General features: G+C 72.5%; 17 protein-coding genes. 4 read left to right on the top strand and 13 right to left on the bottom strand.

All coding sequences use genetic code 11. The features are described from left to right. Window positions 1-55 precede the first annotated feature (55 nt). On the top strand, window positions 56-520 hold the full coding sequence (locus ACK8OX_RS01230; protein WP_430662087.1) for a hypothetical protein: 465 nt from the start codon (window positions 56-58) through the stop codon (window positions 518-520). A 65-nt stretch (window positions 521-585) separates the two neighbouring features. Here ACK8OX_RS01230 and ACK8OX_RS01225 read toward each other — a convergent pair whose 3' ends face one another. Next, complete coding sequence (locus ACK8OX_RS01225; protein ID WP_430662086.1) at window positions 586-1,728, bottom strand: helix-turn-helix transcriptional regulator; 1,143 nt, start codon at window positions 1,726-1,728, stop codon at window positions 586-588. A gap of 251 nt (window positions 1,729-1,979) precedes the next feature. Between ACK8OX_RS01225 and fdhD the strand changes: the two genes are divergently transcribed. From fdhD to ACK8OX_RS01210, 3 genes are read left to right on the top strand one after another with little or no spacing between them, the layout of a single operon-like run. After that, window positions 1,980-2,879: a formate dehydrogenase accessory sulfurtransferase FdhD gene (fdhD, locus tag ACK8OX_RS01220; RefSeq protein ID WP_430662085.1), complete on the top strand. Its 900-nt coding sequence runs from the start codon at window positions 1,980-1,982 to the stop codon at window positions 2,877-2,879. Continuing rightward, complete coding sequence (gene mobA, locus ACK8OX_RS01215) at window positions 2,872-3,528, top strand: molybdenum cofactor guanylyltransferase MobA (protein WP_430662084.1); 657 nt, start codon at window positions 2,872-2,874, stop codon at window positions 3,526-3,528. Before fdhD ends, mobA begins: the two co-directional genes overlap by 8 nt. 28 nt (window positions 3,529-3,556) lie before the next feature. Continuing rightward, window positions 3,557-3,682: a hypothetical protein gene (locus ACK8OX_RS01210; protein ID WP_430662083.1), complete on the top strand. Its 126-nt coding sequence runs from the start codon at window positions 3,557-3,559 to the stop codon at window positions 3,680-3,682. Window positions 3,683-3,694: 12 nt separating this feature from the next. On the opposite strand, the gene ACK8OX_RS01205 is transcribed toward ACK8OX_RS01210, so the two are convergent. From ACK8OX_RS01205 to ACK8OX_RS01150, 12 genes are all read right to left on the bottom strand, one after another. Then, the gene (locus ACK8OX_RS01205; protein ID WP_430662082.1) at window positions 3,695-4,942 is read right to left on the bottom strand and encodes a molybdopterin molybdotransferase MoeA; all 1,248 of its coding nucleotides are present in this window, start codon (window positions 4,940-4,942) and stop codon (window positions 3,695-3,697) included. A gap of 18 nt (window positions 4,943-4,960) precedes the next feature. Further along, window positions 4,961-5,479 carry a molybdopterin-guanine dinucleotide biosynthesis protein B gene (gene mobB / locus ACK8OX_RS01200; protein ID WP_430662081.1) on the bottom strand — a complete coding sequence of 173 codons (519 nt, stop codon included), beginning with the start codon at window positions 5,477-5,479 and terminating at the stop codon, window positions 4,961-4,963. Between the two features lie 76 nt (window positions 5,480-5,555). After that, on the bottom strand, window positions 5,556-6,584 hold the full coding sequence (locus ACK8OX_RS01195) for a formate dehydrogenase subunit gamma (protein WP_430662080.1): 1,029 nt from the start codon (window positions 6,582-6,584) through the stop codon (window positions 5,556-5,558). 55 nt (window positions 6,585-6,639) lie between these two features. Further along, window positions 6,640-7,236: a formate dehydrogenase FDH3 subunit beta gene (fdh3B, locus tag ACK8OX_RS01190; protein WP_430662079.1), complete on the bottom strand. Its 597-nt coding sequence runs from the start codon at window positions 7,234-7,236 to the stop codon at window positions 6,640-6,642. Window positions 7,237-7,251: 15 nt separating this feature from the next. Continuing rightward, a complete protein-coding gene (locus ACK8OX_RS01185; RefSeq protein ID WP_430662078.1) occupies window positions 7,252-10,197 on the bottom strand; it encodes a formate dehydrogenase subunit alpha in 2,946 nt (981 codons plus the stop codon). A 19-nt stretch (window positions 10,198-10,216) separates the two neighbouring features. Further along, window positions 10,217-10,441, bottom strand: coding sequence for a twin-arginine translocation signal domain-containing protein (locus ACK8OX_RS01180; RefSeq protein ID WP_430662077.1), 225 nt, complete (start codon window positions 10,439-10,441; stop codon window positions 10,217-10,219). A gap of 43 nt (window positions 10,442-10,484) precedes the next feature. After that, the gene (locus tag ACK8OX_RS01175; RefSeq protein ID WP_430662076.1) at window positions 10,485-11,078 is read right to left on the bottom strand and encodes a TorD/DmsD family molecular chaperone; all 594 of its coding nucleotides are present in this window, start codon (window positions 11,076-11,078) and stop codon (window positions 10,485-10,487) included. 140 nt (window positions 11,079-11,218) lie between these two features. Continuing rightward, entirely contained in the window at window positions 11,219-11,887 is a 669-nt protein-coding gene (locus ACK8OX_RS01170) for a DUF3306 domain-containing protein (protein WP_430662075.1), read from the bottom strand. Continuing rightward, the gene (locus ACK8OX_RS01165; RefSeq protein ID WP_430662074.1) at window positions 11,884-12,414 is read right to left on the bottom strand and encodes a DUF3305 domain-containing protein; all 531 of its coding nucleotides are present in this window, start codon (window positions 12,412-12,414) and stop codon (window positions 11,884-11,886) included. Before ACK8OX_RS01165 ends, ACK8OX_RS01170 begins: the two co-directional genes overlap by 4 nt. Continuing rightward, window positions 12,411-13,487 carry a DUF6352 family protein gene (locus ACK8OX_RS01160; protein ID WP_430662073.1) on the bottom strand — a complete coding sequence of 359 codons (1,077 nt, stop codon included), beginning with the start codon at window positions 13,485-13,487 and terminating at the stop codon, window positions 12,411-12,413. Before ACK8OX_RS01160 ends, ACK8OX_RS01165 begins: the two co-directional genes overlap by 4 nt. A gap of 16 nt (window positions 13,488-13,503) precedes the next feature. After that, complete coding sequence (locus ACK8OX_RS01155) at window positions 13,504-14,061, bottom strand: DUF6505 family protein (RefSeq protein WP_430662072.1); 558 nt, start codon at window positions 14,059-14,061, stop codon at window positions 13,504-13,506. Beyond that, window positions 14,058-14,807: a biotin/lipoate--protein ligase family protein gene (locus ACK8OX_RS01150; RefSeq protein WP_430662071.1), complete on the bottom strand. Its 750-nt coding sequence runs from the start codon at window positions 14,805-14,807 to the stop codon at window positions 14,058-14,060. The genes ACK8OX_RS01155 and ACK8OX_RS01150 overlap by 4 nt, the downstream gene beginning before the upstream one ends. Window positions 14,808-14,901: the final 94 nt, after the last annotated feature.

Here is a 14,901-nt window from a genome sequence, read left to right as displayed (position 1 = left end):
AGGCAGGGGCCGCCTGCGCTACCCTGCGCGGCATGCGAGGGGATCGGGGCGCGAGATGAAGAAGGTGCTGCTGCTGGGCTTCCTGTGCGGGGCGCTGGCCGTGTTCGTGTTCCACCAGGGGACGCTCTACGTCCTGCATCACCAGTTCCCGCTCATCAAGGCGCTGACGGGCGCGGCGGACGCCTTCCGGCCGGCGACGTCGGGGTTCAGCTTCCGCTCCGTCCCGCCGCTCGGCGTGCCGCAGGTGCTGAGCCTCGCCTTCTGGGGTGGGGTCTGGGGCATCGTGCTCGCGGCGCTGATCCGCTACGCCCACATGCCGGACCTGCTGACCGGCTTCCTGCTGGGCGCGGTCGCCTGCACCATCTTCGGCTTCACCGTGGTCGCCCAGCTTCGCGGCGCGCCGATGTGGGGCGGCGGCAACTCCATCATCTGGTGGCGGGCGATGCTGCTGAACGGCGCCTGGGGCTGGGGCGCGGCCTTCCTGATGCGGCCCTTCGGCGTGGGCGGCCGCGGCGACTGAACCGGCGTTGCCCTGACCGTCATCAAGCCAATGCCGGTTCGGGGCGGCCGCGGCGGGCGGCCACCCTATCGCGGCAGGCGGGCGAACAGCGCCGCGAGGTCGGCCTGGCGTCGGCAGCCGGTCTTGCGGCGGATGGCGGCCAGGTGGCTGCGCGCCGTCTCGTGCGAGATGCCGCGCGCCGCCGCGTGGTCCTGCACGGTGCGCCCCGCCGCGATGGCGGCGGCCAGCGCCGCCTGGGCGGGCGTGAGGCCGTAGAGCCGCGCGAGCAGCGCGGCATTCGGCGAAGCCCGGCGCGTCCCGTCGGTGACCAGCAGCATGACGCCGCGGAAGCCGCTTGGCGCATCGGGCAGGTCGGTGCGCATGACCGGCACGGCGCGGATCATCCAGGGCGCGCCGCCCGAGGGGCGCGGCGCCGCGAGGCTGCCGGCGAAGGGCAGCAGCCCCACCTGGCCGTCGAGCGCCGCGAGCGCCGCGGTGACCGCGCGGCCCACCGCATGGCGGGTCTTCGGATCGGGGGTGTCGAGCCCGCCTTCGGGGGCGAGCGAGAGGCCGTCGCGCGCCGCGACCATCCGCCGCAGGGCGATGTTGGCGAAGGCAAGCCGCCGGCCGGCATCGAGCAGCGCGACGCCCTCGGGCAGCGCGTCGAGCCCCGCCCGAAGCGCCGGGCCCGCCGCGTCGCGCGCCTGGGCCAGCATCGCCTCGGCCGAGAAGACGCGGCGCAGATGCGGGAACAGCGCCTCCGCCAGGGCGAGGTCGGCTTCCTCGAAGGGCTGCTGGTCAGCGCGGCGGTGGAAGTAGAGCCCGCCGGACAGCGCCTCCTCCTTCTGCAGCACGACACCGAGGGCGTGGAAGGCCGCGCCGTTCGGGCGCCCCCATTCGGTCCAGATCCGGCTGCGCGCCAGCGTCTCGGGGGGCACATGGCGGGCCATGTCATGCACGCCGACGGGCAGGTCGGCCGCGGCGCGGGCCCAGGGGTCGTGCTTCACCCAGAAGCGGGCGTAGTCCTGCATGGCCTCCGCGTCGACGCCGCCCTGCGCTGCCGAGAGGCTGCCGGCGGGGCGGCCGTTCCGGAACCGGATCTGGTGAATCGCATGGCTGCTCGCCCCGATGCGGTCGGCGAGGCCCTGCACCGCGGCCAGCAGGCCACGGCCGTCGAGCAGGGTCTCGTAGAGCGACAGGGCAAGGCTGCTCGCGACCGTGTTCAGCATGCGCGCCGCTTCCCGAAGGGGCCGGACTGGGGGATCGGTTTGGAACTCGCCGGGGGAATTCAGTACATCGTCATATCAATCTGGCGACGATGTGCAACCATCCTATACACCCGTGCCGGGGAAAAGAACAGGCGTTCTCACCCTGGAGGTGGAATCCGCAGCCAGGTGTTGCACCGGAGCGCGCCGGCTTTCAGGCGGGATCGCGCCGGGCCGGCTTGCGGGCCGCCACGCCGCTCCCCACCCTGCTGCGCATGCAGAATCCCGCCCTCCGCGTCCAGCCCGACCCGTCCGATCCGCGCCTGACGCGCCGCGTGACCGGCATCGACCACACCGGCGCACGGATCGAGACCGCGGTGACGGTCGAGCGGCCGCTGACGCTCTACCTCAACGGCCAGGAGATCGTCACGATGATGACGATCCTCGACCGGCCCGAGGACCTGGCCATCGGCTACCTGCTGAACCAGGGGATGCTGCGGCGCGACGACCGCGTGACCGCCATCGACTACGACGACGACCTGCAGGTGGCGGTGGTGCGGACCGAGCGCGGCACGGATTTCGAGCAGAAGCTGAAGAAGAAGACCCTGACCTCGGGCTGCGCGCAGGGCACCGCCTTCGGCGACCTGATGGAGGACTTCGCGGGCGTGCGGCTGCCGGAAGCCGCGCGGCTGCGCACCTCGGACCTCTATCGCCTGCTCCACCGCATCAACACGCTGCCGAGCCTCTATCTCGAGGCGGGGGCGATCCATGGCTGCGCGCTCTGCCGCGGCGACGAGCCGGTGGTCTACATGGAGGATGTCGGCCGCCACAACGCGGTGGACAAGATCGCGGGCTGGATGTTCCGCAACGGCGAGGCGCCGGAGGACAAGCTGTTCTACACCACCGGCCGCCTCACCTCGGAAATGGTCATCAAGACGGTGCGGATGGGCATCCCCATCCTCGTCAGCCGTTCCGGCTTCACCGCCTGGGGGGTGGAGCTGGCGCGGGAGGCGAACCTGACCCTCATCGGCCGCTGCAAGGGCAAGCGCTTCGTCGCGCTGGCGGGGGAGCAGCGCATCGTGTTCGACGCCGACCTCGCCTATGTGGCGGAGGAGAGCGCGAAGCACTGGCGCAAGAACAGCGCCGAGGCGATGGCGGGGTCCGACGATGCGTGATGACACGCTGGGCGTCGTCCTGGCCGGCGGACTCGCGCGGCGGATGGGCGGCGGCGACAAGCCGCTCCGGATGCTCGGCGGGCGGCCGCTGCTGGACCACCTTCTCGGGCGGCTCTCGCCGCAGGTGGCGGCGGTGATCATCAACGCAAACGGAGACCCGGGACGCTTCGCAGCCTATGGGCTGGCGGTGGTGGCGGATGGGCTGCCGGACCATCCCGGGCCGCTGGCCGGCATCCTCGCCGCGCTGGACTGGGCGGCGGCGCGGCGGCCGGACCTGCCCTGGGTGGTCTCGGCCCCCGGCGATTCCCCCTTCGTCCCGGGGGACCTGGTTGCGCGGCTGCATGCGGCGCGCGCGGCGGCGGGCGCAGCGCTGGCCTGCGCGGCTTCCGGCGGGTGGACGCATCCGCCGGTCGGGCTGTGGCCGGTGGCGCTGCGCGACGACCTGCGCGCCGCGCTGGCCGGTGGCGAGCGCAAGATCGACCGCTGGACGGCACGCCATGGCTGCGCCACGGCGGAATGGCCCGCAACGCCCGTGGACCCCTTCTTCAACGCCAACGCCCCCGAGGACCTGGCGGCGGCGGAGCATCTGCTTGCGCAGGGCGACGCCGCCCCCTTGCAACGCGGCCCGGCTGCAACGATACAGGAATGAGGATCGGCTTTTCCGGGGAGACGCCGCCATGAAGTCCATTCTCGTCGGCGCGGTCGCCGCCATCGTCATCGCCTTCGGCGCCTATGCCGTGCTGGACCTGAACTTCCAGCAGAGCGCCGAGCAGCGCTTCACGACCGAAGGCGTGCGCCTGTAGCGCCGCCGGCGCTCAGAACACCGCACGGAAGGGCAGCACCGTCACGCTGTCGCCCGGGGCCACCTGCGTCACCTCCTCCGGCAGTTCGGCGAAGGCGTCGGACTGGGTCAGGGACGTGAGCAGCCCCGCCCCTTCCCGTGGATACTTGCGCGCCACGGGGAGCGCCGCGCCGGGCAGCAGGCTGACGCGGACATATTCGCGCCGTCCGGCCTTCTTCCGATAGGCGAAGTCCGCTTCCGCCCGGAAGCGCGGCAGGGTTTCGGCTGCCGCGCCGGCCAGGCGCAGGATCAGCGGCCGCGCCAGGTGCAGGAAGGTGACCACCGCCGCCACGGGGTTGCCGGGCAGCCCCACCACCGGCGTCCCGGCGATGAGGCCCATCGCCGCGGGCCGACCTGGCTTGATGGCCAGGCGCCAGAACACCAAGCGCCCACCGCCCTCGATGGCGGCCTTCACATGGTCCGCCTCCCCGGTCGAGACGCCGCCCGAGGTCAGCAGCAGGTCATGCGTCGCCGCCGCCCCGGCCAGCGCCGCCGCGGTCGCCACCGCGTCGTCCGGCAGGATGCCGAGGTCGTCCACCGCGACGGGCAGCGAGGCGAGCAGCGCCATCAGCGTGAAGCGGTTCGAGTCGTAGGTCTTCGCGGGGCCGAGCGCGGCGCCGGGCTCGGCCAGTTCGTCGCCGGTGGAGAAGACGCCGACGCGCAGCAGGGGGCGCACCGGCAGCGCCGCCATGCCGAGCGCGGCGGCCAGGCCGAGATCGGGCGCCGTCAGGCGCCGCCCCTCCTCCAGCGCGACCTCGCCCAGCGCCACATCCTCGCCCGCGGGCCGGCAATTGGCCCCGCGCGCAAGCCCGGCGGCGAGCAGCACCGCGCCGCCCTCCTCCCGCGCATCCTCCTGCATCATCACCGTGTCGGCGCCGGGCGGCATCGGCGCGCCGGTGAAGATGCGGACCGCCGTGCCGGGGGCCACCGGTGCGGCGCGTTGCCCCGCCTGCAGCCGCGCCGCCACGGGCAACCGCGTCTCCCCCGCCGCCGCAAGGTCTTCATGGCGGAAGGCGTAGCCGTCGACCGCGGAGTTGAAGAAGGGCGGCAGCGCGACCGGCGCGCGCAGGTCCTCCGCCAGCACGCGGCCGAGGGCGGCGCGCAGGGGCACCCCTTCGCTTCCCGGCAGGGCGGGGATGCGGGTCGCGATCAGCGCCTGCGCCTCCTCCACCGAGAGGAGCTTGCCGCCGAAGGCGAAGCAGTCGTCGCTCAACTGGGCCATGGCTGCCCCGATGCCACGTCAGCCGCGCGCGAGGAAGCCTTCGATCGGCGCCGCATGCGCCAGCACCAGGTCTGCGATCGCCCCGATCCCGTCCAGATGCGCCCGCGGCAGGCGGCCGGATGGCGGGGCGACATCCGACGCGATGGCGGCGATGGCGGGGTCGTCCGGGTGCAGCCAGGGCTTGCCGTTGGCGGCGCGGTGGACCTCCAGCTTCGGGTGGCCGTCGCGCTTGAAGCCTTCCACGATCACCAGGTCGACCGGGGAGAGCTGGCGCAGCAGTTCCGCCAATGGCGGCTCCGGCGCGTCGCGCAATTCGGTCATCAGCGCCCAACGCTTCGCCGAGGCGACCAGCACCTGCCGCGCGCCGGCGCTGCGGTGCTCGTAGCTGTCCTTGCCGGGACGGTCGATGTCGAAGGCGTGATGCGCGTGCTTGAGCGTCGAGACGGAGACGCCGCGCCCGGCGAGTTCCGGGATCAGGCGCGTCATCAGCGTGGTCTTGCCGGCGCCGCTCCAGCCGGCCAGTCCGATCAGGCGCAAGGGCGGGGTTCCCGAAAAAGGAAAGCCCTCCCCCGAGGGCGGGGGAGGGCGAGGCAGCGATCGAGGGTCGCGCGGGTCAGTCCGCGCCGGCGACCTTCGCGCCGGGCGGGGCGACGGTCTGGCGGGCCTTCGACATCTCCTCCTCGACCCAGAGGCTGTGGTGTTCCTTGGCCCAGTTCAGGTCCACCTGGCCGGAGCCCATCGCATCGAACGCGCCCTCCATCCCGACGGAGCCGATGTAGATGTGGCCGATCATCGCCGCGATCATCAGCACCGACACGACGCCGTGGACGATGTGCGCCAGCTGCTGCCCGGCGATGTCGGTGGCCCAGAAGGGGAAGATCAGGACATAGCCGGAGACGGCGACCAGCGTGCCGCCGATGACGGTGATCCAGAACACCATCTTCTGGCCGCCGTTGAAGCGGCCCGCCGCCGGATGCCCCTTGCCCAGCAGCCCGCCGCCGCTGGCGAACCAGGCGATGTCCACCTTGTTCGGGATGTTGTCCTTCACCCAGATCAGCAGCAGCAGCACGATGCCGAGCGTGAAGGGGAAGGCCAGGTAGTTGTGCGAGATCTTCCCCCAGGCCGCCAGCGTCGCGAAGGCTTCCGGCCCGATCAGCGGCAGCAGCAGGTAGCGGCCGAAGGTCAGGTTCAGGCCGGTGAGCGCGAGCACGATGAAGGTCGTCGCCGTCATCCAGTGGGCCGCGCGCTCGAACAGGTTGAAGCGCTGGATGGTCCGGCCGGACCGCCCGCCATCGATGCCGATGCGGCCCTTGCTGAAGTAGAAGACCGCGATGATGGCGACCATGCCGAGCACGGCGATGCCGCCGACCCAGGTCAGGGTGCGGTTGTGGAAGTCGCGCCAGTCGCGCCCGGCGGGCTGGATCAGGCTGGCCGCCTGCGTGTCCGGGATGGTGCCGCGTCCGGCGATGCGGCCGCCGGTCAGCGCCTTCTGCAGTTCGAGTTCGTCGGCCGTGGCGTTGGGCGCGACCGGGTTGGTCGGCGTGCCGACCACCGGGCCGCCCACCGGCTGCGCGACGGCGGCCGGCGTGGCGAGGCCGAGTGTGACGGCCAGCGCCAGCGCGGCGAGGATGCGTGCGATCATCTGTGTTCCCCCAGGAAGACCGGGGGTGCGTCGCCGCACCCCCTGCCCCGTATCCTCAGACGCTGAGCGTTTCCTTGTAGGCGGTGCGCCAGCCCCAGGCGCCGGCGCCATAGCCGCGGCGCTGGACGCGTTCGCGGTAGATGCTGGCGATCATGTCGCCGTCACCGGCGAGCAGCGCCTTGGTCGAGCACATCTCGGCGCAGATCGGGAGCTTGCCTTCCGCCAGGCGGTTCGCGCCGTACTGCACGTATTCCACGCTGGCATTGTCCGCCTGCGGGCCGCCCGCGCAGTAGGTGCACTTGTCCATCTTGCCGCGGCTGCCGAAGTTGCCGACGCGCGGATACTGCGGCGCGCCGAAGGGGCAGGCGTAGAAGCAATAGCCGCAGCCGATGCAGGTGTCCTTGTCGTGCAGCACGATCGCATCCGCGGTCGTGTAGAAGCACGAGGTCGGGCACACCGCCGCGCAGGGCGCGTCGGTGCAGTGCATGCAGGCCATCGAGATCGAGCGTTCGCCGGGCTTGCCGTCATTGATGGTGACGACGCGGCGCCGGTTGATGCCCCAGGGCACCTCGTGCTCGTTCTTGCAGGCGGTGACGCAGGCGTTGCACTCGATGCAACGGTCGCTGTCGCAGAGGAACTTCATGCGGGCCATGGTTCGTGCTCCCCCTCAAGCCGCACGGATCTGGCAGAGCGTGACCTTCGTTTCCTGCATGAAGGTCACCGGGTCGTAGCCGTAGGTGGTCAGGACGTTCACCGATTCGCCGAGCACGATCGGGTCCGCGCCGCGCGGGTAGCGCGCGCGCCGGTCCTCGCCCTGGAACCAGCCGCCGAAATGGAAGGGCATGAAGGCGACGCCGCGCCCCACGCGTTCCGTCACCAGCGCCTTCACCCGCGCGCGGGCATTGTTCTCGGGCCCTGAGACCCACACCCACTGGCCGTCGCGGATGTTGCGTTCGGCCGCGTCGCGCGGGTTGATCTCGACGAACATGTCCTGCTGCAGCTCGGCGAGCCACTTGTTCGACCGCGTCTCCTCGCCGCCGCCCTCGTATTCGACCAGGCGGCCGGAGGTCAGCACGATCGGGAAGTCCCGCGCCACCTCGCGCGAGCGGTTCTGCACGGACTGGCCGAGATGCGGCAGGCGGAAGCCGCGGCGGTCCGGCAGGGTCGGATACTGCGCGAGCAGGTCGGTGCGCGGCGTGTAGATCGGCTCGCGGTGGACGGGCACCGGGTCGGGCAGGTTCCACGCCACCGCGCGGGCCTTGCCGTTCCCGAAGGGCGAGCAGCCGTGTTCCAGCGCAACCCGGATGATGCCGGCCGACATATCCGTCATCCAGGACACCCGGTCCTCGCCGCCGAGGCCGGTGCCGACTTCCGCGATGGAGGCCTTCTCCGCCGCCGTCAGCTCGTCGTACCAGCCAAGCCGCTTCAGCACCGCCACGGTGAATTCCGGATAGCCGTCCTGGATGTCGGAGCCCTTGGACCAGGACCCCTCCGCCAGCAGCGTCGTGCCGTTGCGCTCCACGCCGAAGCGCGGGCGGAAGCTGCCGCCGCCCTCCTTCACGTGCAGGTTCGTGTTGTAGAGGATGTGGCTGCCGGGGTGGCGCATCTCCGGCGTGCCCCAGCAGGGCCAGGGCAGGCCGTAGTAGTCGCCGCGGATCTCGGCCGGCGCGTCGGCGCGGGCGCGCAGCGTCACCAGGTCGAACTTGTCCTGGTGCTGCTGGTGCAGCTTCAGCCGTTCCGGGCTGATACCGGAATAGCCGCTGCCCCAGGCGCCGCGGTTGATCTCGCGCAGGATGCTCTCGGCCGTCGGCGCGTTGTCGCGGATCTCGAAGGCCTTGAACATGTCGGCCTGGAAGCGGACCGGCTGCCCCTGCCGCGCCGCCGCCGCGTCGAGCGCGCCGGCGAGGCGGTACATCACCTCGTAGTCCGTGCGGCTCTCGAAGATCGGGTTGACGACCTTCGATCCCCACTGGACCGACCGGTTGGAGGAGGTGCGGCTGCCGTCGCATTCGAACTGCGTGCAGATCGGCAGGAGGTAGGTGTCGTTGCGCCGGCCGGACTGCATCGCGAAGGTGGTGGGGTGCGGGTCGGCGACCACCAGCAGTTCCAGCGCCTCCAGCGCGCGCGCGGCCTCGGGCATGCGGGTCACGGTGTTGCCGCCGTGGCCGAAGACGATCATGCCCTTGGTGTTGTCCTTCTGCTGCACCTGGTCGCGGGGCAGCAGCACCGCGTCCAGGTAGCGGGTGGACGGGATGCCGGGCGTGTTCATCATCTGCGGCGTGTCGAAGCGCGCGCGCATGTCCTCGAAGGACATGCCCCAGACGCGCGACCAGTGGCGCCACGCCGTCTCGTCCAGGCCGTAATAGGCCGGCAGCGTGCCGACATCGAGCCCGAAGTCGGACGCGCCCTGCACGTTGCAATGGCCGCGGAAGATGTTGGCGCCCGTGCCCTCGGCGCCGACATTGCCGGTGGCCAGCAGCAGGATGGAATAGGCGCGGACATTGGCGGTGCCGACCGTCTTCTGCGTCGCGCCCATGCACCAGATCAGCGTCGCGGGCTTCTGGGTGGCGAACATCTGCGCCACCTTCCGCAGCTGGTCACCCGGCACGCCGGTGACGCGCTCGACCTCCTGCGGGGTCCACTTGGCGACCTCGGCGCGGACCTCGTCCATGCCGAAGACCCGCTGGCGGATGAACTCCTTGTCCTCCCAGCCATTCTGGAAGATGTGCCACAGCATGCCCCAGATCACCGGGATGTCGGTGCCCGGGCGGATGCGGACATACTCGTTCGCATGCGCGGCGGTGCGCGTGTAGCGCGGATCGATGACGATGAGGTTGGCCCGGTTCCGCTCCTTGCCCGACAGGACGTGCTGGAGGCTCACCGGATGCGCTTCCGCCGGATTCCCGCCCATGATGATCATGGTCCTGGAATTGCGGATGTCGTTGTAGCTGTTGGTCTGCGCGCCGTAGCCCCAGGTGTTGGCCACGCCCGCCACCGTGGTGGAGTGGCAGATGCGCGCCTGGTGGTCGACCGAGTTGGTGCCCCAGAAGGCCGCGAACTTGCGGAACAGGTAGGCGCCCTCGTTCGAGAACTTGGCGCTGCCCAGCCAGAAGACCGAATCGGCGCCGGACCGGGCGCGGATCTGCACCATCTTCTCCGCGATCTCGCGCAGCGCCACGTCCCAGGTGGTGCGCGTCCACTCGCCGTTGACGAGCTTCATCGGGAACTTCAGGCGGCGGTCGCCATGCACCAGCTCGCGCACCGACGCGCCCTTGGCGCAATGCGTGCCGCGGTTGATCGGCGATTCCCAGGCGGGCTCCTGCCCGACCCAGACGCCGTTCTGCACTTCCGCGACGACGGTGCAGCCGACCGAGCAGTGGGTGCAGATGTTGCGGATGCGCTGCACCGGCTGGGCGTGGTTGATCACCCCCGTCGCGGCGCCGGCCGCCTGCGCGCGGCGGGGCGCGAGCGCGCCGAGCGCGGCAAGGCCCGCCGCGCCGAAGCCGGCATGGCGCAGGAAGGAGCGGCGGTCGAGCCCGCCGGAGGACAGCCCCTGATAGGCGGCGGACAGCCGCTGCCGCGCGGCGCGGCCTTCGGAGCGCTTGATGAGCATCGGCGCTTTCTCCCGGTCGTTATTCGTAGCGGTTGGTGCGGTAGAAGGCCTGCACGCCAGCCGAATTCGGCTGGTAGCGGGCCGCGACGCGCTGCTGCTCGCCCTCCTTCCGGGCGTCGCGCGCGGGCACGCTGTCGGCGCGCTGCGCCAGCGCCGGCGCGGCCGCCGCGGCGGCCGCCGTGCCAAGGCCGAGCGCCTTCAGGAATCCGCGGCGCACCGCCTTCTCCTCCCCAGCTCCGCTCATCGTCCCAGCCTCCTCCATTCGGAATGAGTGTTGTCGTCGCCGCTCAGACCGGCAGGTCCGCAGCGGCAGCTTCCAGTTCCACCGCGAGCCGGCCGAGCCGCCCCACGGCGCGGTAGAATCGCGCCGCCTCCGCACCTTCGAGGTCGGTGCAGAAGCGCGCCGCCCAGGGCCGGATGTGGCGCGCGAAAAAGGGTGCCGCCTCCTCGGGCCCGGCCGCGAAGGCGTTGGCGATCAGGCCGGCGAAGGTCTCGCACAGGAAGGCGATGTGGTCCTCGGGCTCCGGCACGCCCTCGGCGCGTTCGATGCCGAGCCGGGCGAGGTCGCCGCGCAGGTCGGCCAGCGGACGCTCATGCAGGAAGCCCGTGAGGTAGTAGGAGGCGTAGGGCAGCAGCTCGCCCCTCCCGACTCCGATGAACAGGTTGAAATACTCGCGCTCGACCGCCTCGGCCGAGATCTCCGCGGCGCGTGCCAGCTCGGCATAGGCGTCGCCCAGCTCGCCCGCGCCGCCGCGCAGCAGGCGCAGCCGGGCAAGGAGCCCCGCATCCGGTGCGGCACCCAGCAAGCGGCCAAGCAGCGCGAACAATCGCGCACGCTCGGCATCCACCGCGTCCGGAGGAGTCGTTTCCTGCCCTGTCATCCCAACTTCACGAATGCGAAACTTCGCGGCCTCTAGCGGAACCCTTGGCGGCGCGAAAGCCCGCCTCCCATCCCCCTATCCAACCGCAATGGTCGGACATTGGCAAGATGATCCGGCACCAGCAACGAAACTTGCTTGAATCAGGCCGGCAGGGCCGACCCGTGGCGTCGGCGGGGGGTGGAGGGTTCCGGCTGCGGCTCCTCGACCGGCGCCGCCGCTTCGGCCGACGGCTCGGGCGCGGGTGGCGGCTCGGCGGGCGCCGGGGCCTCGGCACTCGCCTCCGCCGCAGCGGCGTCGGGCGCGGGCGCCTCGGCCGCGCGGTGCGGCGCCCCATCCTCGCCAAGGCCGATCGCCTGCGCCAGCAGCTTCGCCGCGTCGCCGCCCAGTTCCGCGGCGAATCCGAAGGGCAGGCCGCCCGGCGTGTTGAAGTCCCACTGGTAGTCGACGCAGCCGATGAAGTCGCGGATCGCCGGATCGACGCTCCACATCCGCCGCAGCGCCGCGGAGCGCAGCGCCGCCGGCACGCCGGGGCGGAGGAAGGGGCCGAGGTCGCTGGCCGCGGTCAGGTCCTCGATCCTTGGAAGGCTGGCGGCGTCGATCTCCGCCACCCCCGGCACCGGGCAGGCGGCCGGGGGCGATCCCGCGGGCGGGGCCTCGGCGGGCAGTTCGACCGGCATCGGCTCCGCGGCGGGCGGCGTTTCGGGCGCCACCGGCGGCTCCGCCGGGGCCGGGGCCGCTGCCTCCTCGATCTCCTCCGCCGCGCCGCGCTTGCGGCGGGACCAGCGGGCGAGGAAGCCCTCGCCGCTCATTCCTCCTCCTCCCGCGGGCGGCGGGCCAGCGCCTCGGGGTCGGCCTGGTCTCGCTTGCGCTTCCAGAATCCGCGTTCCTTGTGGTGGCGCGCGACGAACCCGGCGGTGACGGCGCGCAGCCCCGGCGGCATGGGCAGCGACTCCAGCAGGTCCGCGCCGACATCGGCATGCACATGCGCCTCGCCCGGATCGACCGTCACGGTCTGCAGGCGCCAGCCCGAGGGCGTCTCCGCCGCCGGGCGCAGGATCACCCAGACAAGCGGCGTCGCCGCTTCCAGGTTGTGCTTGTAGTTGGACGTGTCGGTGGGGTGCAGCTCCACCTCGGCCAGGCCCGCGAAGAACAGCGTGCGGCCGGCCTCCTCGCGCAGCACCGTCCAGGGCGGCACCTCGGGCGCGTCCTCCAGCACCTCCACCGCGCGCCAGACATGGTCCGCCCAGCGGCTGACCGCGGGGCGGCGTTCCACCAGCACGCCGACCGGCAGGAACAGCGCGTCGGGGCTGACACCGGGGCGTGCGCCACCGCTCACGCCGCGGCCTCCCGCGCCACCAGCGGCAGGCCCGCGACCAGGTTCTGCGGCTTCATCCGCAGCTTCTGCGCGGCGTCCATGGCGAGCGCCAGGTAGACCGGCTTCCCGGCCACCTTCGGCAGCACCCGGGCCGTGTCGCCGAATTCGAGGATGCCGAGCCAGAGGATGCGCGCCAGCCTCTCCTGCCTCACCTTCTTTCCGTGCCAGAGGTCGTTGGCGATCGCCGTCGCCTCGGCATCCAGGCCGACATGCCAGGTCCAGTTCCGGTCCTCGATCACCGGCACCGGGCGGATGGTCACCGCTTCCCCGATCACATGGCCGATGAAGCGTTCCAGCGCGCGCGCCAGCCCGTGCTGGCCCGGCCGGTCCTCGGCGATGTCGAGGGCGAAGTCGTGCGCGTCCGAGCGGCCGCGGTAGAGATGCCCGTTCTCCTCCGTCAGCACGTCGAGCTCCACCTCCCGCGGCGGCGCCCCGGCCTGCACCAGCAGGTTGCCGAGGGGGCCGAGGTCGGCGGAGGCGGCGCGCATGTCCACCACCTCCTCGTCGGCCAGCAGCGTCGCACCCTGGTGGATGCCGGCGCGCTGCGGGCGGAACAGCAGTTCGGCCGCGCGGAGCGTGAAGGGATCGCCCACCCCCTCCAGCGCCGCGCGCGCCACCAGATGCGTCAGCATCTGGAGGAAGATGGGCGGGATGCCCTGCACCCCTTCGCGGAACAGCGCCAGCCAGGCGGCCTCGAGGCTCGGATGCGCCTGCACGCGGTCGCGGAAGCCGAGGAAGACGCGCAGGTTCTCCCGCGCATCCGCATCCGCCAGGGCCGCGATCTCGGCCGGGGTCACGACGCGCAGCGGGTCGTCCAGCAGCGCGGCGTGCAGCGCGCGTTCCGCCCCGCAGGCCTCCTCGGGCGGCATCAGCTCGGGCCGGGCGCAGAAGGCGCGCCAGAGATCGGCGGTGGCGACGATCCGCCCCTCCTCGTCGCGGTCGCAGAGGTGATGGCCCGAGGCGACCCAGAAATCCCCGGGCGCCAGGCCGGCGGGGGCATGGGCGTGATGGTGGTGATGCGCGTGGTCGCTCACGCCGTCCTCCGCAACGTCATTCCGCGCGCCGCCGGGCGGCGAACTTCGTCAGGTCCGGGTGCTCCACCGGCTCCTCCGCGTCGTCGACCTGCACGATCCCGAAGACCGGCAGGGTGTCGAAGCGGCTGTGCGGCGTGTCGCGCAGGTGCAGCGTGCGGAAGCGTTCGCGCTGCTCCCCCGCCTCCTCGCTGCGGGTGAGGGCCAGCACGGTGCCGGGCGGATGGTCGCAGATGCTCTCGGCGAAGCCGATCTCCTCCTCCGCCGCGGCGCGGGCGGCGGCGTCGTCGGGCGCGCCGTGCCGGCGGCGGATATGCCCGGCCAGCGCATCCAGCGCGGCGGCGCGCTGCGCGCCCGTGGCCTCGGCCACCTCCACCAAGGTGGACCACCCGAAGGAGCCGAGGCCGAGGAAGCCGCCGCGGAAGGCCTGCCGGCGCTTGCCGGCCATGGCGGCGGGGTCCTCGTCCCAGAACTCGAAGCCGCCCGGCACGGCCCATTCGCCCGGCTCCGCCGCGCGGTCGAAGATCAGCGTGTCGGAGGGATCGAGCCGGAGCGTGCGCGGCAGCTTCGTGCTCATGCGCCCTCCGCCGGCCGGAGCGCGTCCCGCAGGGACCAGACATGGCGCGCGCCGTCGCGTTCGACCACCAGGTCGCCCGTTGCGGGGTCGATGCCGCGGCGGCCGTCCGCGGCGCGCTCGTCGCGTTCAAGCCGGGCGAGGAAGCGTTCGGCAAGGCGCTTCACCCCTCCATGGGGGGCCGGGCGCTGCCATTCGGCGATGTTCGCCATCAGGTGCCGGGCCCAGGCGGCGGTGAGTTCCTGGCAGGTGGCGTCGTCCTCCCAGCCTTCCTCGGCCAGCGCCGTCTGGTGCAGGCCGTGGCCGGGGTCCCAGCCGCGCGGGAAGCTGAGCCGCGCCTCCATCGCCACCACCAGCCAGGCCGGCACCTGGCCGTCCTCCGCCCCCGCGGGCCAAGCCATGCGGACGCGGCCGACCTCGGCGCCGTTCACCTTCAGCGTGGCCGGCCAGGCGAAGGTCAGCGGCACCTCCGGCGGGCCGAAGGCGGCCAGCGCGTCGGCCAGCGCCGAGGCGGCGGCGAACAGCGCCGGCCGCGCGGCCGACAGGATCAGTTCCGGCTCCAGCACCACCGCCGCCTCGATCCGCGCGGCGGAGCGGACCCAGACGAGGGTGCCCGCGCCCTTGTCCGGCGCCAGCCGGATGGCGCGCGACAGCGCGTCCCCCCCCTCGCGCATGGCGATGACGGGGGTGAAGACGCTCGGCAGTTCGGGCAGGCCGGCGATGGGCGCCCTGGCGGAGGCGGTGGGCACGGTCGGAACGCTTCTCCCCTCTCCCTCGCAACCGCGGGGCGGCGGGGATATATGCGCGCAGAAGGCCAGGGCCTAGACCCTGTGCCGAGATGGG

The organism is Falsiroseomonas sp. CW058 (assembly GCF_050563535.1).
Classification (GTDB): Bacteria; Pseudomonadota; Alphaproteobacteria; order Acetobacterales; family Acetobacteraceae; genus Falsiroseomonas.
This window is presented reverse-complemented; position numbering and strand designations above follow the sequence as displayed.